This window comes from Solimonas flava DSM 18980 (assembly GCF_000426685.1).
Classification (GTDB): Bacteria; Pseudomonadota; Gammaproteobacteria; order Nevskiales; family Nevskiaceae; genus Solimonas; species Solimonas flava.
Genome location: NZ_AUFV01000002.1, coordinates 314,639 through 333,790, shown reverse-complemented (window position 1 = coordinate 333,790; position 19,152 = coordinate 314,639). Strand labels below are relative to the sequence as shown.

The window sequence follows — 19,152 nt, the reverse complement described above, 5'->3', positions numbered from 1 at the left end:
TCTGGCACAGGGGCGTTCAGTTGGCGGCCTGCATCACCGACTTGAACGGTGCGCAGGAATGCCGGCCGTCGGCGGTCTTCAGTGATTTCGCCAGTTCCGGCGGCATGTAGTTCTCGTCGTGCTTGGCGAGCACTTCATCGGCGACGAACACGCCGTCCTTCATCTGTCCGGTGGCGACGATGCCCTGCCCCTCGCGGAACAGGTCCGGCAGGATGCCGTCGTAGCGCACCGGCAGCGACTTCTCGCAGTCGGCGAGCGTGAACTCGACGTTCAGGCCGTCGCCGCGCTTGAGACTGCCGACGGTGACGAGGCCGCCGAGGCGCAGCCGCGCGTTGTCGGCGACCTTGTGCTCGACGATGTCGGTCGGCGTGTAGAAATACATCATGTTCTTGCGGAAGGCCGTGAAGCCGAACACCGCCGCGAGCGCGAGGCCCGCGACCAGCGCGGCCACCGCCGCCATGCGTTTCTGCCGTTTGGTCATTCGTCGTCGAGCAGCGTCTCGAGGATCGCGCGGCGGCGCAGCCGCGGTGCGATCAGGTTCCACAGGTAAATGCCGGCGGCGATGCCGAAGCTGCCCCAGACATACAGCGCATACCCGCCCATCTTCCAGAACTCAGGAGACACGCGCGCCTCCGCCAAGTTCCGTCGCCAGCTCACGTACCCAGCGCGTGTTGCGCTCGCGCAGCAGCAGCTCGTTCTGGGCGCGGCGCAGGATCGCGTGACCGCAGAGGCAGTAGGTGGCCAGCAGGCCGGCATAGAGCGGCCAGGCCATGTCGGCGCTGATCGCCGGCTTGCCGAATTTCAGGATCGTCGAGCCCTGGTGCAGGCTGTTCCACCACTCGACCGAGAAATGCACGATCGGCACGTTGACCAGGCCGACGATCGCCAGCAGCGCACAGGCACGGGCGCCGGCGCGGGCGTCGTCGAAGGCCGCGTTGAGGCCGATCACGCCGCAATAAAGGAACAGCAGCACCAGCTCGGCGGTCAGGCGCGCGTCCCAGACCCAGTACGCACCCCACATCGGCTTGCCCCAGAGCATGCCGGTGACCAGCGCCAGCGCCGTGAAGCTGGCACCGACCGGCGCAGTCGCCACCATCACCGCCTCGGCCAGCTTCATCCGCCAGATCAGCGCGACCGCGCCGGCCAGCGCCATCAGCACATAAAGCGACAGCGACACGGCGGCGGCCGGCACGTGGACGTAAATGATGCGGAACGCGTCCTTCTGCTGGTAATCCGGCGGCGCCAGCACCAGGCCCGCATACCAGCCGTAGGCCAGCAGCAGCAGACCGAGGCCGCCCAGCCACGGCGCGAGCCGTCCGGCGAAGCGGTAGAAGCTCGGCGGCGAGCCGAGGCGGTGGAACCACGTCCAGTTCATGGGCCGGAATGTCCGGAGCTATTCGAAGGCATTGCGCAGCGCCGCGGCGGCGAGCCAGGGCAGGAGGGTCAGCGTCAACGTCAAAATGGCGGCCAGGAAGTATAGCGGAGCCCCTGCATCGAGGCCTTGCTGGGCAGCCCGCACGCTGCCGGCGCCGAAGATCACGACCGGCACGATCAGCGGCAGTACCAGCACCGGCAGCAGCGCGCCACCACGCGGCAAGCCCACCGTCAGCGCCGCGACGAAGCCGCCGATGAAGCTCAGGCACGGCGTGCCGAGCGCCAGTCCCAGCACCAGCGGGCCGAGATGCGGCGGCGCCAGCCCGAGCATCAGGCCCAGCGGCGCCGCCAGCAGCACGATCGGCAGGCCGCTCAGCAGCCAGTGCGCCAGCCCCTTCACGAACACCGCGAAGCTCAGCGCCGTGCGGCTGACGAGCAGCTGTTCGAGCGTGCCGTCTTCCTGATCGGTGCGATACAGGCGTTCCAGCGACAGCAGCGCCGCCAGCAGCGCGCCGACCCAGAGCACCGCCGGCGCGAACGCCGCGAGCTGCGGATCGTTGGGCCTGGTGCCGAAGCTGAACACGGTGACGACGATGACGAAGAACAGCGGCGGCATCAGCCACTCGGCCTTGGCGCGCGCCGCCAGCCGCAGCTCGCGCGCGAAGATCGCGGCCAGCGCCTTCACAGGATCAGCTCGCGCGCCGCCAGCGGCGCCGGCAGCGTCTGGTGGCTGGTCATCAGCACCGCCCCGCCCTGCGCCAGATGCGCCTGCGTCAGCGCCGCGAACAGGGCGAGACCGCCGGCGTCGAGACCGTCGAGCGGCTCGTCGAGCAGCCAGACCGGTCGCGGCTGCAGCAGCAGGCGGGCCAGCGCGCTGCGCCGCTTCTGGCCGGCCGACAGGCTGCGGCAGGCGCGGCGGCGCGCGCGGGCCGGCAGCTCGACGCCGGCCAGCGCGGCGTCGATGCCGGCCGGCGACGCGCCGTTGATGCCGCACCAGAAGCGCAGGTTGTCGATCGCGCTGAGCTGCAGGTTCAGACCGTTGCGGTGACCGAGCCAGTGCAGGCCGGCGGCTTCGTCGGCGAGCCGGCACTGCCCGGCCGCCGGCCGGCGCAGGCCGGCCAGCGTCTCCAGCAGCGAGGTCTTGCCGATGCCGTTGGCGCCGCGCAGGTGCAGCAGCTCGCCGGCCGCCAGACGCAGATCGAAATCGCGCAGCAGCGCGCGGTCTCCGCGCTGGATCGTCAGTTGGTCGGCGCTCAGCAGGGGCACGCGAAGCTCGTCGGCTGCAGTTTGCGGCGGCTGGCGCCCGGCCCGCCGCCGGTCACGCCACCCTGTTTCGAAAAAGGTCGCCTAGTGTACGGGAACACCCGGCGCGCCGGCCGGCCCGTAGCCGATGCCGGCCGCAGTGTCCTTGACCGCGATCAGTTCCCGCCGGCCGGCGCCTGCCTAAGGTGCCGGCCATGAACGACCAGCCCAGCGCAATCCATGATCTCGTCATCATCGGCGCGGGACCGGCCGGACTGGCCCTGGCCCGCGCGCTCGGCGAGGACGAGCTGAACGTCGCGATCGTCGACCCGACGCCGCGCGAGGCGCTGGCCGAGGCGCCGTTCGACGGCCGCGAGATCGCGCTGAGCACGGATTCGGTGGCGCACCTGCGCGACTACGGCATCTGGCCGTACATCCCCGATGAAGACATCTCGCGCCTGCGCGACGCACGCGTGCTCGATGGTGGCACGCGCAGCGCGCTGCATCTGCAGGCCGACGGCGCCGGCGAGCTCGGCTGGCTGGTGCCGAACTACCAGCTGCGCCGCGCCAGCTACGCCAGCCTGGCCGACGCCGCGCAGCTCAGCTGGTACACCGCCCGCGTCACCGCGCTGCAGACCGCGCCCGGCCACGCCGAAGTCCAGCTCGACGACGGCCGCCGGCTACGCGCGCGGCTGGTGGTGGCCGCCGACAGCCGTTTCTCCGAGACGCGGCGGGCGATGGGCATCGCCGCGCGCATGCGCGACTTCGGCAAGAGCATGCTGGTCTGCCGGCTCGAACACGAACTGCCGCACCGGCAGACCGCTGAGGAATGGTTCGTCTACGGCGCGACCCTCGCGCTGCTGCCGCTGAACGGATCGCGCAGTTCGCTGGTGCTGACCCAGCCGCATCGCCAGATCGCCGCGCTGGCGCAGGCCGCGCCCGAGGATTTCGCAGCGCGCATCGGCGACTGGACCGGCCACCACCTCGGCCGCCTGAGCCTCGCCAGCAGCCGCCACGTCTATCCGCTGGTCGCGGTCTGGGCCGAACAGTTCTGCAAGGAACGCTACGCCCTGATCGGCGACGCCGCGGTCGGCATGCACCCGGTCACCGCACACGGCTACAACCTCGGCCTGCGCAGCGTGGCGACGCTCGCCAACGCGGTACGCGCGGCGCAGCGGCGCGGCGCCGACATCGGCGCGCTGGCGCTGCTGCGCGGCTATGAGGCCGAGCACCGGCGCGCGGCGCGGCCGCTCTACGAACTGACCAACGCACTCGTCGGCCTGTATACCGACGAGCGGCTGCCGGCGCGCCTGGCGCGCCGCGCCGCGCTGCAGCTGACCGAGCACCTGCCGCCGCTCAAGCGCCTGATCGTCGCGCCGCTGCGCCGGCGCGGCGAGCGCCGGCCCGGCATCGCGCCGGGCTAGCCATCCGCGGCAGTCTCGCCGGGGTGCGCAAGGGCATTCCGGCCGCACCGCGCGGGCGCGCTTTTCCTACAATACGCGCCCCGCCGAGACCCGGATTCCCATGAGCGCCCAACTGATCGACGGCAAGGCCGTCGCCGCCGCCGTCCACGAACGTGTCCGCAGCGCGATCGCCGCGCGCGTTGCCGCCGGCCAGCGCCGGCCGGCCCTGGCCACGGTCCTGGTCGGCGCCGACCCGGCCTCTGAGATTTACGTGCGCAACAAGCGCCTGACCTGCGAAAAGGTCGGCGTGCGCTCAGTGCCGATGCACTTCGACGCGACGATCACCGAGGCCGAACTGCTCGGCGCGATCGACCGCCTCAACGCCGACGACGACATCGACGGCATCCTCGTGCAGCTGCCGCTGCCGGCGCAGCTCGACGCCACGCGCATCACCGAGCGCATCCGCGCCGACAAGGACGTCGACGGTTTCCATCCGTACAACATCGGCCGCCTCGCCCAGCGCCTGCCGGCGCTGCGGCCGTGCACGCCGTTCGGCGTGATGGAGCTGCTGCGCTCGACCGGCGAGACCTTCAAAGGCAAGCGCGCCGTGGTCGTCGGTGCCAGCAACCACGTCGGCCGGCCGATGATGCTGGAACTGATGCTGGCCGGCGCCACCGCGACCTGCTGCCACCGCTTCACCGCCGACGTCGCCGGCGAAGTCGCGCGCGCCGACATCCTGGTCGCCGCAGTCGGCAAACCGGGGCTGGTCAAGGGCGCCTGGATCAAGCCCGGCGCGACGGTCATCGACGTCGGCATCAACCGCCTCGCCGACGGCAAGATCGTCGGCGACGTGGAATTCGAGGCTGCCCGCGAGCGCGCCGCATGGATCACGCCGGTGCCGGGCGGCGTCGGCCCGATGACGGTGGCGATGCTGATGCACAACACCCTCGCCGCCTGCGCGGCGCGCGAAGGCCGCGCCGTCGATTGAGCCCGGCGCACCGCGCGCGCCGCCCGTTCGCCGCCACGCCGGATCGGCGGCGGCCGGCAACGCACATCGAAGCGCGCGACGCGCGCGGCGGGCGCTCAGCCGGACGAGGATGAAGACGAGGAGCTCAGCTTCGACAGCGCGCTGAGCTGCTGGGTCAGATAGGTGCTGGTGCTCTGCATACTGGCGAGCAGCGTATCGAGCGAGGTGTACTGCTGTCGGTAGCGTGCCTCGACCTTGACCATGCGCGCGTCGAGATCGTCGAGCTGCCCGGAGATCGTATCGAGCCGCGCCTGCAGCGCGTCGTTGCGCGCCTCGACCTGGCCGTCGTCGCCGACGATCTTCTCGATCGCCGCGTCGAGCTGCGTCGCGTAGCCGGTGTCGCCGGCGAACAGTTTCTGCACCGCGGCGCTGTCGTTGGCGAGCGCGTCCGAAAGCTTCTCGCTGTCCAGCTCCAGCGTGCCGTCGGCCTTGGCAGTGATGCCGATCTGCGCCAGGTACTGGTAGCTGCCGCCGGACGCGCCGGCGCCGGCGAGAATGCCGCGCAGCGTGCTTGCCGCACCGCGCACCATGGCGTCGCCGTTGAGCACCGCGGCGGTCTTGGTGCCGGCGTCGTATTTGGTCAGCGAGGCCATCGTGCCGATCGCCGAGTTGTAGGCGCTGACGAAGCTCTGCACGGTCTTGGCCGCCGCGTCGGTATCGAGCGCGACGTCGAGCGACAGCGTCGTGCCCGGCTCGGCCTTCTGCAGCTTGAGCGTGACGCCGTCGATGGCGTCGCTGACGCTGTTCGAAGCCGAGTAGACGTCGTAGCCGTCGACGCGCACGTGCGCGTCCTGCGCGGCCTGCTGCTCGGTGAAACCGAGCAGCGACGAGGACACGGTAACGGTATTGTCGGCGCCGGTTTCGTTGCTGCTCAGCACCAGGCGCGTGCCGCCGCTCTCGCTGATCAGCGTCGCCGTCACACCGGTGTTGTCCGAAGCCTTGTTGATCGCGTTCTTGAGATCGGCGAGCGTGTTCTGCGTATCGCCGAGCGTGACGGTGAAGCTCTTGCCGGCCACGCCGATCGTCACGTCGCCCGCGCCGAGCGACGTGTCGGCGCCGGCGAGCGCCGTGCTGGCGAGCTTGTGCGCCTTGGCCAGACTCAGCACCTCGACCTGGTAATTGCCGCGCGTCGCCGCGCTGCTGGTCGAGACGCCGAGGATGTCGGTGTCGGACGAAGTCGCCGACAGCGTCATCAGATCGCCGTCGGACTTGAGCGCGGCGAGCTTGGTCTGCAGCGTCGACAGCACCGACTTGAAGGTGCCGACCGCCGACAGCTGCGTATTGAGCACGCTCTGCTTGGTCGTCAGGCGCGTCTCGGTCGGGCTGCGCTCGGCCGTGACCAGCTTGGTGATCAGCGACTCGATATCGAGCCCGGAGCCGACGCCGGCGGAAGTGATGGCCATCTTCAGTCTCTCCTCATGCCTCGGCCTGCAGCAGGCCACCGTTGCCGTCTTTCATCAGCCGCGCCAGGCGCAGCACTTCCTCGCCCGGAATCTGCCGCAGCACGGTGCCGTCCTGACGGTCGACGACCTCGACGATGACGCGATTCAGTTCCCTGTCGACGCGGTAGGTCAGATCGACGCCGGCACCGGCCAGCATGTCGCGCACGTCGCCAAGCGCCTGACGCAGTTCGTCGACATCGACCGCGCGCGCGTGTGACGCGTCGGCCGTCGTTTGTTCGCGCGCGACGGAAACGCCGAAACGGCCGCTGCCAGCCGGCGCGGCCACCGCTTCGATTGCCTTGATCGTGTCGCTCATCACCGGATGCTCCGGTCATGGCCCGCCTCGAACCACGCTGGCCGCGCGTCCTCCGCCGGGCCGTTCGTCACGCCGCGAATCCGTTCGCGAGGCGGCCCTCCGGCGCATCGCGCCGGAGGGCCTCACCCCGGAACCGCCTCAGCCCTTCAGCAGGCTGAGAACGTTCTGCGGCACCGAGTTGGCCTGCGCCAGCATCGAGGTGCCGGCCTGCTGCAGGATCTGCGAGCGCGTCATGTTCGCCGTTTCGACCGCGAAGTCGGCGTCCTGGATGCGCGAGCGGGCGGACGACAGGTTCTCCGACGTAGTCGCGAGGTTGGACACCACCGACTCGAAGCGGTTCTGCACCGCACCGAGCGTGGCGCGCGCCGAGTTGATCTGCGACAGCGCGCTGTCGGCCTGCTGGATCGCCAGCGAAGCGCCCGAGAACGAGCTGAGATCCAGCGAGGTCAGGCCGGTCGTGGTGGCCGCCGTCGCCGAGCCGTCGCCGCCGGCGATGTTGAAGCCGGTCGCGGTGCCGTCGTCGGTGCCGGTGACGGCGATGTCGGCGGCCGAGCTGAGCACGATGCGACCGGTGGCGCTGTCGAACGCGGCGTTGACGCCGGTCGTCGTCGCGTAGTTGTTGATCGCATCGACGACCTGACCGACGCGCTGCTGCGAGGTGCCCGCGGCGCCGATGCTGGCGCCGACGTCGACGCCGTTGATGACCAGCGCGCCGGCGCCGACCGCGCCGAGCGCGGAGATGCCGGAGACCGCGCTCGACTGGCCCGAGGCGGAGGTCACCGACCCGAGCGCCGCGGTGTTGGCGTCGACCAGACCCGAGACGGTGATCGTCTCGCCGGCGTTGGCGCCGACCTGGAACACCGACGAGGTGAAGCTGCCGTCGATCAGCGCGACGCCGTTGAACTTGGTCTGGTTGGCGACGCGGTCGATTTCCTGCAGCAGCTGCGTGGCTTCGGTCTGCAGCGCGGCACGGTCGGTCGAGGAATTGGTGGCGTTGGCCGACTGCACGGCCAGCTCGCGCACGCGCTGCAGCGAGTCGGAGATCGAGCTCAGCGCGCCGTCGGCGGTCTGCGCCAGCGAGATGCCGTCGTTGGCGTTGCGCTGCGCCTGATTGATGCCGGTGATCTGGCTGGAGAAGCGGCTCGAGATCGCCAGGCCCGCGGCGTCGTCCTTCGCGCTGTTGATGCGCAAGCCCGACGACAGGCGCTGGATCGAGGTGGCCAGTGACGACTGCGACGACTGCAGATTGCGCTGCGCGTTCAGCGACATCACGTTGGTATTAATGCCTTGCATGAATGCACTCCTGATGAGGAAGGGTTGAAGTCCGGGCCGGCGGCCACTGCGGCTTTCGGTCCTGCCTCAGCAGATCCGTGAGCGGATTGCCGTTGCTGAAGTGCTTATCGGAAGGCTCCCGAGAAACTTGAGCGAATCGTCCTACACGGGATGAGCGGCAGCGCGAAAACGACCAGCGGCAGCGGTAACGAGCCGCACTTTGTCGCTGGAGCCATTCGTCTTTCCGTATCCACCGCCGGGAGGCAGAATGCCCGCGGCATGCGGCGGCACTGCGAGCATGGCTCGCCCATATCGGGGCACAAATAGGCGGACACATGAAAGCGATCGCGGCAGCACTCCTGGTGACCGGTCTGGCGGCGTCGCTGCCGGCAGCCGCCACCGACATCACGACGACCTTCCAGGCCAAGATCGTCATCGTCGACGCCTGCACGGCCCTGTCGGCCAACGATCTCGACTTCGGGACGCAGGGCGTACTCGGCAGCACGGTCGATCAGAGCTCGACGCTCAGCGTCACCTGCACGTCGGGCGCGTCGTATTCGATCAAACTCAGCGCCGGCGCCAACCCGTCGACCGCCGGCGACGTCAACACGCGCCGGATGAAGCACGGCACGAGCGATTACGTGAGCTATAACCTTTACAGCGACTCGCCGGGCGGTACGGTGTGGGACAACACCACGGGCGTTTCGCGCACCGGCACCGGCAGCGCGGAGACCGTCACCGTCTACGGCCGCGTCCCCGCCCAGGCCACACCGCCGGCCGGCTCGTACGCGGATACCGTAACGGTCACCGTCACTTACTGAACCGCACATGCGCGACGCTCCGGGTCACAGACGTTTCGCGGCCCGGCTCCTCGGCGTCGCGCTGCTGCTCGCCGCCGCACGTGCGGGCGCTGGCGGCCTCGGCGTCTCGCCGATCCTTCTCGAATTCGACGCACGCTCACCGGCGCAGGCGCTGTGGCTGCGCAACGCCGGCGCGCAGCCGCTGCGCGGCCAGCTGCGCGCTTTTGCCTGGACCCAGGAGAGCGGCGAGGATCACCTGACGCCGACGCGCGAGCTGGTGCTGAGCCCGCCGATGCTGGAGCTCGAGGCAGGACAGCAGCAGCTGGTGCGCGTGATCCGCACGGGCGCTTACCCCGACCACGAACAGGCCTACCGCATCCTCGTCAACGAGCTGCCGGCATCGGCCGAGAACGGACACCAGGGCCTCAACTTCGTCATGGAATTCTCGGTGCCGGTCTTCGTCGGCGGCCGCGGGGCGCCCGCGCTCGACTGGTCGCTGCGTGCCGACGGCGGCGCGAGGCTGGGGGTGCGCAACAGCGGCAGCACCCGCGCGCAGCTCTCCGAACTCACGTTGCTCGATGCGGCCGGCGGCACCCTCCTGCAACAACCGGGACTGCTCGGCTATGCGCTCGCTGGCCAGGCACGCCAGTGGCCTTTGTCGCTCACGCCGCAAGCGCTGGCCGCCGTGCGGACGCTTGAAGTACGCCTCAACGGCGAGCGTGTCCGTGCCGACCTTCGCGCGCACGACAGCGCTCCTTAGCGTTTTCGCCGTCACCGTCAGCTTCGCCGCCGGGTCCATGACGCCGGCGCCGGCGCGCGACGTGCAGGCGCTCGGCCTGCTCAGTGGACCCGGCCTTGCCGACGCTCGGCTGGAGCTCTATCTCCAAGTCGACGTCAACGGCGCGCCGATGCCGCGCGTCATGCAGGTGCTGGTCGGCGCCGACGGCCGCGACTATGCCTGGTCCGACAATCTGCGCGAGCTCGGCATCGGCGACCTGCCGCCGGCACAGTACGTCGAACTCGGCACGCTCGCCGGCGTCGACTACCGCATCGACCGGCTCACGCAGCGCCTTGAACTTCAGGCTTCGGCCGAGCGCCTGCGCCGGCCGACGCAGACGTTCAGCACCGAGCTCGATCACTACCACCCGGCCGGCACCGCCGACGGTGCGCTGCTCAACTACGTGCTCGCCGGCGGTGGCGGCGCCCACCAGCGCGACGCATCCGCCTACAGCGACGCACGCCTCTTCGGCGCCTGGGGCGTCATCGACAGCACGGCGCTGTCGAGCTGGCATCGCGACGGCGAGGCGATCGCTTACCGCCGCCTCGACAGCACCTACAGCTGGTCCGCACAGGAGTCGCTGTGGACGCTGAGCGTCGGCGACGTGGTCAGCGGCGCGCTCGCCTGGTCGCGGCCGACGCGGCTCGGCGGCCTGCAGTGGCGCCGCGATTTCGGGCTGCAGCCGGGCCTGATGAGTTTTCCGCTGCCGGCTTTCTTCGGTCAGGCGGCACTGCCGTCGACACTCGAGCTCTACGTCAACGGCATGCGCGAGTTCAGCGGCGAGGTACAGCCGGGCCCGTTCCGCATCGATGCCGTTCCGCACATCGACGGCGCCGGCAGCGCGCAGCTCGTCGTCACCGATGCGCTCGGCCGGCGCGACGTCATGGATCTCGATTTCTATGCGGCCGAGCAGTTGCTCAAGCCGGGGCTCGCCGACTACTCGGTCGAGATCGGCGCCGTGCGCCGCGACTACGGGCTGTCCTCGTTCGCCTATGACGACCGTCCGGCCGCCAGCGGCAGCCTGCGCTACGGCCTCGGCCGCGCGCTGACCGCCGAGGCACACGCCGAGGCGAGCGACGATCTCGCACTCGCCGGCACCGGTCTCAGCCTGCGTCTCGACACGCTCGGAGTTGTCCATGGCGCCTACGCGTGGAGCACAGGCGACGGCCGGCACGGCGCGCAGACTCTGCTCGGCTACAGGTGGTCGAACGGACGCGTCACGGCCACGATCGACAGCCTGCGCGCTGGCGCCGGCTACCGCGATCTCGCCTCCCGCGAGGGCCGCGCGCCGCCGCGCGTCAGCGAACGCGCGCTGCTCGGCCTCGGTCTCGGCGTCGCCGGCAGTGTTTCGCTCGGCTACACGCGCCTGGTTGCCGGCGACGACAGCCGCTACCGCACAGCCAATCTGCAGTACAGCGTGAACGTCGGCGAGCGCCTGTCGGCCTACCTCGGCTACGCGCACGATCTCGATCAGGGCCGCGACAACCTCCTCTTCGCCGGCCTCAGCTGCACGTTCGGCGCGCGTCTCAACGCCAGCCTCGACATGCAGGCACACGACGGCACGCTGCGCAGCGGCGCGAGCCTGGTACGCCCCCTGCAGCCCGACGGGGGCCTGGGCTGGAATCTGCGCGCGCAGCAAGGCGACGGCGCCGACGCCGCGCAAGGTGAAATCGCCTGGCGTGCCGGCTGGGGCCAGCTCAATGCCGGCCTGCGCCACTTCGACGGCAATGAGCAGCTCTACGGCTCGCTCGAAGGCAGTCTCGTTTTGATGGACAGCGATCTGTTTGCGGCACGACGTATCGACGACGCCTTCGCGCTGATCAGCACCGATGGCGTCGCCGGCGTGCCGGTTTCGCTCGAGAACCGGCCGATCGGCGTCACCGACGCGCACGGCCACTACCTGCTGACCGGCCTCAAGGCCTGGCAACCGAACCGGCTGTCGATCGACACGCTGGCGCTGCCGGCGCAGATGCAGGCCGACGCAGTGCGCATCGACGCCGTGCCGGCCGGACGGCGCGGCGTGCGGGTCGACTTCGGCCTGCAGGCGAGGCACGCCGCGCTCGTCGTGCTGCGCGACGCCACCGGCCAGCCGCTGCCGCTCGGCAGCCGCATCCGGCGCCGCGACGACAACGGCAAGACGGTATTCGTCGGCTACGATGGCCAGGCCTATCTTGAGGATCTCGACATGCACAATGCCTTCGTCGTCTTCACGCCCGACGGCGCGCGCTGCGAAGCTGATTTCGAGCTCGACGCCGGACATGGCGACCTGCCGTACATCGATCCGCTGCCATGCCGCTGAACGCCCGCCGCCTCGCCGTCGCGATCCTGATGCTCAGCGTCGCTGCGCCGCTGCACGCCGCGTCGACGAGCTGCAGCGCGTCGATGTCCGATCTGAGCTTCGGCGCGGTCGATCCGGACGGCGGCGCGGTCAGTACGAGCACAACCATCAACTACAGCTGCACCTACAGCTGCAGCGGTCTGCTCGACTGCCTGGTCGGCGGACTTTCGGCCGCTTACGTCAGCATGTGCTTCAACATCGAAAGCGGCGCCTCCGGCGGCGGCAACTGCAATCCGCGCCGCCTGCTCAGCGGCAGCAACGCCATGCAGTTCCAGATTTACAAGGATGCCGGCTATGCGAACAGCTGGGGCTCCGACTCCGGCTGCGGCGGCACCAACGTGCAGGTCGATATCAATTTCGCGCTGTTCGGCAACAACACTTCGCAGCCGGGCAGCCTCACCGTCTACAGCCGCGTACCGGCCGGACAGACGGCGCTGGTGCCCGGCGCCTACAGCAACGCGTTCAGCGGCAGCGCGACTAAGCTGTCCTATCAGTCGACGACGGCGCTGCTCGGCCTCGGCACCTATCCCGGCTGCGGCACGGCCAGCAAGGGTACGTTTCCGTTCACCGCCACCGCGAGCGTCGCCAAGCAGTGCACCGTCAGCGCCACCGACATCGATTTCGGCGCGCAGGGGCCACTCATGAGCGACGCGCTCGCGACTTCGACGATCACCGCCAAGTGCACGAACACGACGCCGTATCAGATCGGCCTCGACGACGGCAGCAACGCCAGCAGCGGAACGCGGCGCATGAAGCGCAGCAGCGCCGGCAACTACGTGAGCTACGAGCTGTACCGCGACAGTGGCCGCACGCTGCGCTGGGGCGAAACGCTCAACGTCGACCGCGTCGGCGCGACCGGCAGCGCAACGAATCAGAGCTTCACCGTCTACGGCCGCGTGCCGGCGCAGACCACGCCGCCGGCCGGCAGCTACGCCGACACCGTCAAGGTCACGGTCACGTACTGAAGCGGCAGACGGAAGCACCGCAGACCGGGGCAGCCGGAATTCGCCGCGGGGTCGTCATTCCCGCTTGCCTGCATGGGCCAGTCCAGAGCGATTCATCTATCCCGGCCGCAAGACCCTTGCGGCATCCCCTCTCCCGGAAGCGAGAAAGAGAAAACCATCGCAGTCCGTACAACAGCGCGCTTACGCAGGAAAAGACGACGTCGCGCGAGCCTGCGCGAAACGTTCGTGGCGAAGATATTCGAACAGCAAAACTTCCTGCAGCTGCGTGTAAACCGGTTGCTCGGCGCGCTGATCGTGACGCGCAACTGCGCCGTCTACGGACGCCTGCCGGGGCGACAGAACGCCGCGCCGGGCGTCTACAGCGACACGGTGGTCGTCACCGTCGAATACTAGAAGGCGCACACGGCGGACGAGCGCCGCCGCGCGCGCCGGCTCGATCAGCGGCAGAACAGATCGGCCTCATCGCTGTCGGCGACGCGCAGCAGCTCGAGCAGTCCGCACTTCCTGCAGCTGCGTGTAAACCGGTTGCTCGGCGCGCTGATCGTAACGCGCAACTGCGCCGTCTACGGACGCCTGCCGGGGCGACAGAACGCCGCGCCGGGCGTCTACAGCGACACGGTGGTCGTCACCGTCGAATACTAGAAGGCGCACACGGCGGACGAGCGCCGCCGCGCGCGCCGGCTCGATCAGCGGCAGAACAGATCGGCCTCATCGCTGTCGGCGACGCGCAGCAGCTCGAGCAGTCCGCTGAAATGCTCGCGGGTCGGCGTGTCCGGCCGCGCGCCGAGCATCAGGCCGGCCGCGTCGCGCGACAGCAGCGGCGCGCCGGCGGCCTTGGCAAAGCCGGCGACCGCCGTGCAGTCGAGCTCGACGCGCACGTTCTGACCGTCGGCGGCCACGTACAGGTTCGTCCAGTCGCCACGGCCGTCGAGCGGCAGCAGCAGACGCTTGTCCTGCGCCGGGAACTCGACGACCACGCTGTCAACGCTGGCCTCGACGTTGAACACCGCGCTGCCGAGCGACAGCACCGTCTGCAGGGCGTCGCCGGCGGCCGGCTTGAAGCGCAGGTGGATCGCGAACACATCGCCGATCGGCGTATTCGCGAACACCGAGTTGTCGGCCGTGCGCAGCTGCGCCGGCACGGTCTCGCCGTCGGCGTTGAGCTGGATGATCTGGCCGCCGGTGTCGGCGCTGTCGCCGCGCACGAGATCGCGCGTGGCGAGCGGCTGCAGGCCGGCGTCCTCGAGCACGAGATCGTTGCCGTACGGCGCGTTGTCGTTGACGCAGAGCGCGGCGACATCGGTGCAGGCGCGCGTCTGCATGGTCCAGAAGCCGAGCGTGTGGCCGTCGACCGGCATGACCTCGACCGGGACGTCGCGGTCGACCACCTGGTGCTCCGTCTCGGTACAGGCGGCCAGCGGCGCGGCGAGCGCCAGCAGCGGCATCAGCAGTTTCTTCATGGGCGTTCTTCCGTTCAGTGCGCGGCGGCCGCGCGCGGCTGCAGCACGATGTCGTCGACCACCTGACCGTCGAGGGTCTTGGTCAGTACGTGCATCTGCGCGCCGCGGATCGACAGCGTCGTGTAGGTGTTGAGGTTGTCGTCGAACAGCACGTCGGCGAGCCGGGCGATGCCGGTGCCGTTGCTGTCGTAGTACTTGGCCGAATCCGAACCGGCGATCAGGTAGGTCGCGCCACCGGCGCGCGGCGAGCCGCCCGCGAGCGGCACCGAGCGCGAGTACATGTGGTCGTGGCCGCTGATGACCAGATCGATGCCGGCGGCGTCGACGACCGGCGGAATGTAGGCGGCCGAACGCCCGTTGCCGGACGCCGGATTGCCGTTGTACGGCGGCCGGTGCAGCATCAGGATCTTCCAGGTCTTGCCGCTCGCCTTCATGTCGGCTTCGAGCCAGGCCATCATCGCCTGCCAGTCCGCCTCGTCCGGCGGCTCGCTGCTGAGCACGGCGATGTGCGCGTTGCCGTAGTCGAAGCTGTAGTTGGCACGGTCGTAAGGCGCCACGCTGCTGCCCTGCGCATACGGCAGCGGGAACAGCGAGGCGAACTTCACCGCACCCTCGTTGAGCACCTCGTGGTTGCCTTCCGCCGGCACCAGCAGCTTCGACGCCAGCTGGCCCTCGCCCTGCATCGCGTCAAAGAACAGGCGCACCAGACGGTAGTCGGTGATGTCGTCGGTGAAATCGCCGACGTGCAGGATCAGCTCGCCGCCCGGCAGCTGCGCCTGCATCTTGCGGTACAGCTCGCGGACCAGGCCGTTGCCGTTGAAGATGTTTTCGTCGGACAGCGTCTGCGTATCGCCGAACAGGAAGATGTCGACCGCGTCGTCGCCGTCGTCGGTGCGCAGCGAATAGGTCGGGCTCATCTGCAGCGTGCCGTCGCCGACGCTGTAGTAGTACGTCGTGCCCGGCTGCAGGCCGCTGAGCTGGGCGTGATGCACGCGCACCGCGCCGGATTCGGTGCCGTAGAAGAACGGCACGATCTCCGAGTAGCCCTGCGCGCTGCGCGACAGCGCGCCGCTGGTGCCGTAGCGGACAAGCGAGGCCTGCGCGCCGAGCGACGTGAACCAGGTGACGTTGACCACCGACGGATCGCCGGTCGGCGTCAGGAACGCATAGCGCGGCGCGTAGTCGAGGCGGTCGACGAGCGCGAGCACCTTGCTCATCAGCGACGAACCGCTACTGTCATAGGCGCGGAAGATCAGTTCCTTGGTCGCACTCGCCGCCGGCAGATCGACCTTGAGCAGGCCCTGCGCGTCGGTGGTACCGAGCGGCGTGACGTTGCTGACCGCGTCGGTGGCGCTGTTGTAGACCAGCGACTCGACACTGACGCCGGCCGCCGGACGGCCGTCGCCGCTGACCACCAGCAGGTCCGCCGCCTGACCGCCGACGCCCCAGTTGGTCATCAGCACGTAGCGGCCGCCGACCGGCTTGCGGATCACCGGGTGGTAGTAGGGCTGGCCGTCGAGCTCGCCGCCGACCGTCACCGAGATGTCGGTGTTCTGGATGTAGTCCTTGACCTTCAGGCGCAGCGTCGCCAGCGTCTGCGTGGTCGCCGCGAAGCCCGTGAAGCTGCCGCTCCAGGTGCCGTTGCCGGCGACCACGCCGCCCGGCGCCAGATCGCCCGGGATCACTTCCATGCTGGCCTTGGTCGCGTCGTAGCCGAGGCGCAGGTTCAGCGTGCCGAAGTGCGCGCCGCCCTCGACGCGGATCGGCAGGTCGAAGCTGCCGCCCGGGTAGAACGTGACGTTGCTGCTGTCGACGTAGATGCGCGACGCGCCGGTGACGACGTTGAACAGCAGGTCGCCGGCCGAGACGTTGCCGTTGACGTCATGCACGCGATAGTCGACGCGGTGCCAGCCGTCGGCGAGGTTCTGCGTCTGGTAGTCGAGGCGGTCGCGGCCATTGCCGACGACCTGGGCGCTGACATCCTGGCCGTCGAGCTGCAGCTCGAAGTCGTGGAAGTCGACGCCGGACGCATCGTTGAGCTGCAGGCTGATCTTCGGCGCGGCGTTGTCGACGGTCGTGCCGCTGGCCGGCGTCACCGTCACGCCCGGCCCCTGCAGGTCGGTGTTGTCGCTGTAGACGGCGGTGAAGTTGTCGAGCAGCACGTGCGAGTCGATGCGCTCGGCCGTCTTCAGCACCAGGAAGCGGAACGGCTGCGAGAAGCGCAGCGGCTCGCGGAAGCCTTCCGGGATCTGCGCCTTCATGAAGTGCCAGCCGCGCTCGGGCAGCGGCTCGCCGTCGTTGTTGTAGTTGATCGTGACCTGCTTGTTGTCGGCATCGACGAGCAGGCCGCGCACCCACCAGACCTTGCCGGCCAGTTCGTCCGGAATGTAGACGTTGACGCCGAGGTACTTCGGATAGCCCGGCAGCGTCTTGGTCTTCGACGGATCGGTCAGATACGCGCCGAACGTGCCCGGCTGCTTCGGATCGGTCTCCCAGCTCAGCTGCATCGAATAGCGCCCGGCGAACACCGGCTCGCCGACCTTCTCGATGCTGACCTTCTTGTGGCGGGCACCGGAGGCGGCGTACAGACTGGTGTCGCCTTCGAAATCTTCCATCACGACCGGCGGCACGCCGATGTCGACCTGCACCGAAGCGGACTGCTCGCCGACGCTGACCGTCACCGTGCAGCGACGGCCCTGCACGAAGCCGGCGGTCAGCACGCCGCTCGCCGCATCGAGCGAGCAGTCGGCCGGATTGTCGACGCTGTAATGCAGGATGCTGTTGTCGTAGCTCACCGCACGGCCGCCGCTGCTCAGCACCGGCTGCAGCTGCAGCGAGGCGCCGCCGTCGAGCGTGTAGACGCTGCGCGCGAAGCTGATCGCGTCGATCTGCGAGATCACGCGCACCCGGGCGACGCCCTTCTTGTCGCCGGCGCGCACCACGACGTAGCCCTGCGCGTCACCGCTGGCGGCGCGGAAAGCGCCGGTGACCGGATCGATCAGACCGAGCGCCGCATCGCTGAGGCCGTACTCGACCGGCAGGCCGTCGCGTTCCCACTGCCCGGCGTCGAAGCCGACGCCGCGGAACCGGCGGTAGGTCGAACCGGCGAGCAGCGTCAGCTCGCGCGGATAGACGGCGACACCATTGGCCGACGGCGCGTGCTCCGGATCGATCGTCAGCGCCCACTTGGTCGCGACCACGCGTTCGGCGCCGTCTGACGGCGTGTTGAGCAGATGCGTGTAGCGCTCGCCCGGGAACCGGCTGACCAGCGTCGTCGAGCCGCCGCCATCGAAGTTCACCGCCTTGACCGCGCCGTAGGCGCGCATCAGCTGGCCAAGCTTGGTCCGCGAGATGCCGTCGCCGGTCGAACCGACCGGCTTGTCGGCGATCAGGAAGAAGGCGCTGCCGTCGGCGCGAATGCCGAAGGCGGTGCGGCTGCTGATCTCGTTCTCGTCGACGTCGGCCGCCAGTTCGCCGTTGTCGACCAGCAGGCCGCGGCCGAAGCCGGCGCCGAGCGCATAGCGCACCGTGGACCAGTTCGCATCGTCGGTCTCGTAGCGCAGCGCGATCTGGCTGCCGGCCGGAATCGCGTCGGCGCCGACGATCAGCGCATGGCCGGCCGGAATCACATAGCTGGCATCGCCCTGCACCAGGCCGACGACCTCGCCGGAGAACGGCGCGAACTGCACGCTGTTGCTGCCGTCCTTGCGCGCGATGACGGTGACGCCGTTGGCCTGCGGCCGCACCAGCACGCCGGTCTTGCCGCTGAGGTCGATCGTGCCGCGGTAGTTCTCGGCCGTGTAGACGGCGACCGGCGAGCTGCCGCGCGAGAACGACACGTTCTTCTGCTGCGAAGCGTCGTAGCGGTAGACGCTGCCGACTTCGCTCGCGTATTCACCGGCGACATAGAGCTTGAGCGTGAAGCTCGGCACGTGCTCCAGAATGTCGACGCGGCCGTCGTCATAGACCACCACCGCCTCTTCGTTGCGGTCGCTGAAACCCGTGTAGGTGACGCCGCCGGTCTTGATCAGGCCGACGTTCCAGCCGTTGACCATGTCGTACGGGTCGGCGTTGACCGCCAGCACGATGTTCTGGCCGGCGTCGATCGCGCGGTCGGCCGAGCGCGTCGTGCGCTCCATCGTGAACTGCCCGCCGGAGCGCTGCACCGGCACCATCGCCAGGCCGGCGCCGGGCTTGAAGTCGGCGACGATCAGCGCTTCGTTGCGGGTGTGATTGAGCTTGCCTTCAGTGATGCTCAGCGCGTCGTTGACCTGATACTTCTGCAGGTCGCTGATGACGGTCGGCTCCGGTTCCTTGCTGGTCGTGCCTTCGACCACCGGCGCGACCGGCGCCTCGAACTGCGCATCGGCGTCGGCCGGCGCGGCGATGACATTGGCGACGAAGTTCTCGCCGGCCGACTGGTCGTCGACATAGCGGACGGCATGGTCGCGGTACGTGGTCTCGGTGTCCTTGTTGCAGGCACTGAGCCATCCGCACAGCAAGAGAGATCCGCAAGCGATCCTTGTTATCGCTACCAAACGACGTGACATGTGAGCCCCTGACTGGTGTTCCGGCGGTGGCGACGTGCACAGCCGCAGCGCCGCGCGCCGACCATCGAGGCGGCGGTGCGGCAACGGTTGCGTCGCGCGGCGCTACGGCATGCGCGCGAACATCGCGGGGCGCAAGGTAAGCGGGGGCTGTTTCAGCTTCGTGGCGAAGCCGTGAAAGCGCGACC

18 protein-coding genes are annotated in these 19,152 nt (G+C 69.4%); 8 read left to right on the top strand and 10 right to left on the bottom strand.

Annotated elements, in window-relative coordinates:
* Nucleotides 1-16: 16 nt before the first annotated feature.
* Genes ccmE through ccmA form a run of 5 tightly spaced genes read right to left on the bottom strand, consistent with a single transcriptional unit; the run spans nt 17 to nt 2,640 of the window.
* Nucleotides 17-481, bottom strand: coding sequence for a cytochrome c maturation protein CcmE (gene ccmE, locus K343_RS0104265; protein ID WP_028006993.1), 465 nt, complete (start codon nt 479-481; stop codon nt 17-19).
* Nucleotides 478-624, bottom strand: coding sequence for a heme exporter protein CcmD (gene ccmD, locus K343_RS23860; RefSeq protein WP_245540505.1), 147 nt, complete (start codon nt 622-624; stop codon nt 478-480). Before ccmD ends, ccmE begins: the two co-directional genes overlap by 4 nt.
* Nucleotides 614-1,375, bottom strand: a complete 762-nt coding sequence (ccmC, locus tag K343_RS0104255) for a heme ABC transporter permease CcmC (protein WP_028006992.1) — start codon at nt 1,373-1,375, stop codon at nt 614-616. Before ccmC ends, ccmD begins: the two co-directional genes overlap by 11 nt.
* 18 nt (nt 1,376-1,393) lie before the next feature.
* A complete protein-coding gene (ccmB, locus tag K343_RS0104250) occupies nt 1,394-2,059 on the bottom strand; it encodes a heme exporter protein CcmB (protein ID WP_028006991.1) in 666 nt (221 codons plus the stop codon).
* Nucleotides 2,056-2,640, bottom strand: a complete 585-nt coding sequence (gene ccmA / locus K343_RS0104245) for a heme ABC exporter ATP-binding protein CcmA (protein WP_028006990.1) — start codon at nt 2,638-2,640, stop codon at nt 2,056-2,058. Before ccmA ends, ccmB begins: the two co-directional genes overlap by 4 nt.
* A gap of 191 nt (nt 2,641-2,831) precedes the next feature.
* On the opposite strand from ccmA, the gene ubiM reads away from it, so the two are divergent.
* Nucleotides 2,832-4,040 (top strand): 5-demethoxyubiquinol-8 5-hydroxylase UbiM, encoded by a 1,209-nt coding sequence (gene ubiM, locus K343_RS0104240; protein ID WP_028006989.1) that lies wholly within the window; start codon nt 2,832-2,834, stop codon nt 4,038-4,040.
* A gap of 100 nt (nt 4,041-4,140) precedes the next feature.
* Complete coding sequence (gene folD, locus K343_RS0104235) at nt 4,141-5,007, top strand: bifunctional methylenetetrahydrofolate dehydrogenase/methenyltetrahydrofolate cyclohydrolase FolD (protein ID WP_028006988.1); 867 nt, start codon at nt 4,141-4,143, stop codon at nt 5,005-5,007.
* Nucleotides 5,008-5,102: 95 nt separating this feature from the next.
* Here folD and fliD read toward each other — a convergent pair whose 3' ends face one another.
* From fliD to K343_RS0104220, 3 genes are all read right to left on the bottom strand, one after another.
* Nucleotides 5,103-6,449, bottom strand: coding sequence for a flagellar filament capping protein FliD (gene fliD, locus K343_RS0104230; protein ID WP_051277942.1), 1,347 nt, complete (start codon nt 6,447-6,449; stop codon nt 5,103-5,105).
* Nucleotides 6,450-6,462: 13 nt separating this feature from the next.
* Complete coding sequence (locus tag K343_RS20945; protein WP_028006986.1) at nt 6,463-6,804, bottom strand: flagellar protein FlaG; 342 nt, start codon at nt 6,802-6,804, stop codon at nt 6,463-6,465.
* 138 nt (nt 6,805-6,942) lie between these two features.
* Nucleotides 6,943-8,097 carry a flagellin gene (locus tag K343_RS0104220; RefSeq protein WP_043112113.1) on the bottom strand — a complete coding sequence of 385 codons (1,155 nt, stop codon included), beginning with the start codon at nt 8,095-8,097 and terminating at the stop codon, nt 6,943-6,945.
* Nucleotides 8,098-8,411: 314 nt separating this feature from the next.
* Between K343_RS0104220 and K343_RS0104215 the strand changes: the two genes are divergently transcribed.
* The 6 genes from K343_RS0104215 (at nt 8,412) to K343_RS23850 (ending at nt 13,599) form a co-directional block, all read left to right on the top strand.
* A complete protein-coding gene (locus tag K343_RS0104215; RefSeq protein WP_028006984.1) occupies nt 8,412-8,897 on the top strand; it encodes a Csu type fimbrial protein in 486 nt (161 codons plus the stop codon).
* Between the two features lie 7 nt (nt 8,898-8,904).
* Entirely contained in the window at nt 8,905-9,636 is a 732-nt protein-coding gene (locus K343_RS20940; protein ID WP_051277941.1) for a fimbrial biogenesis chaperone, read from the top strand.
* Nucleotides 9,637-9,673: 37 nt separating this feature from the next.
* Nucleotides 9,674-11,953, top strand: a complete 2,280-nt coding sequence (locus K343_RS20935; RefSeq protein ID WP_051277939.1) for a fimbria/pilus outer membrane usher protein — start codon at nt 9,674-9,676, stop codon at nt 11,951-11,953.
* Complete coding sequence (locus tag K343_RS0104200) at nt 11,944-12,957, top strand: Csu type fimbrial protein (RefSeq protein ID WP_028006983.1); 1,014 nt, start codon at nt 11,944-11,946, stop codon at nt 12,955-12,957. Before K343_RS20935 ends, K343_RS0104200 begins: the two co-directional genes overlap by 10 nt.
* Before the next feature lie 225 nt (nt 12,958-13,182).
* Nucleotides 13,183-13,350, top strand: coding sequence for a spore coat protein U domain-containing protein (locus K343_RS23855; RefSeq protein ID WP_211226159.1), 168 nt, complete (start codon nt 13,183-13,185; stop codon nt 13,348-13,350).
* A 132-nt stretch (nt 13,351-13,482) separates the two neighbouring features.
* Nucleotides 13,483-13,599 carry a spore coat protein U domain-containing protein gene (locus K343_RS23850; RefSeq protein WP_245585116.1) on the top strand — a complete coding sequence of 39 codons (117 nt, stop codon included), beginning with the start codon at nt 13,483-13,485 and terminating at the stop codon, nt 13,597-13,599.
* 44 nt (nt 13,600-13,643) lie between these two features.
* On the opposite strand, the gene K343_RS0104185 is transcribed toward K343_RS23850, so the two are convergent.
* Both K343_RS0104185 and K343_RS20930 read right to left on the bottom strand, forming a co-directional pair.
* Nucleotides 13,644-14,417, bottom strand: coding sequence for a hypothetical protein (locus K343_RS0104185; protein ID WP_028006982.1), 774 nt, complete (start codon nt 14,415-14,417; stop codon nt 13,644-13,646).
* Between the two features lie 14 nt (nt 14,418-14,431).
* Nucleotides 14,432-18,919 (bottom strand): phosphodiester glycosidase family protein, encoded by a 4,488-nt coding sequence (locus tag K343_RS20930; protein ID WP_043112112.1) that lies wholly within the window; start codon nt 18,917-18,919, stop codon nt 14,432-14,434.
* Nucleotides 18,920-19,152: the final 233 nt, after the last annotated feature.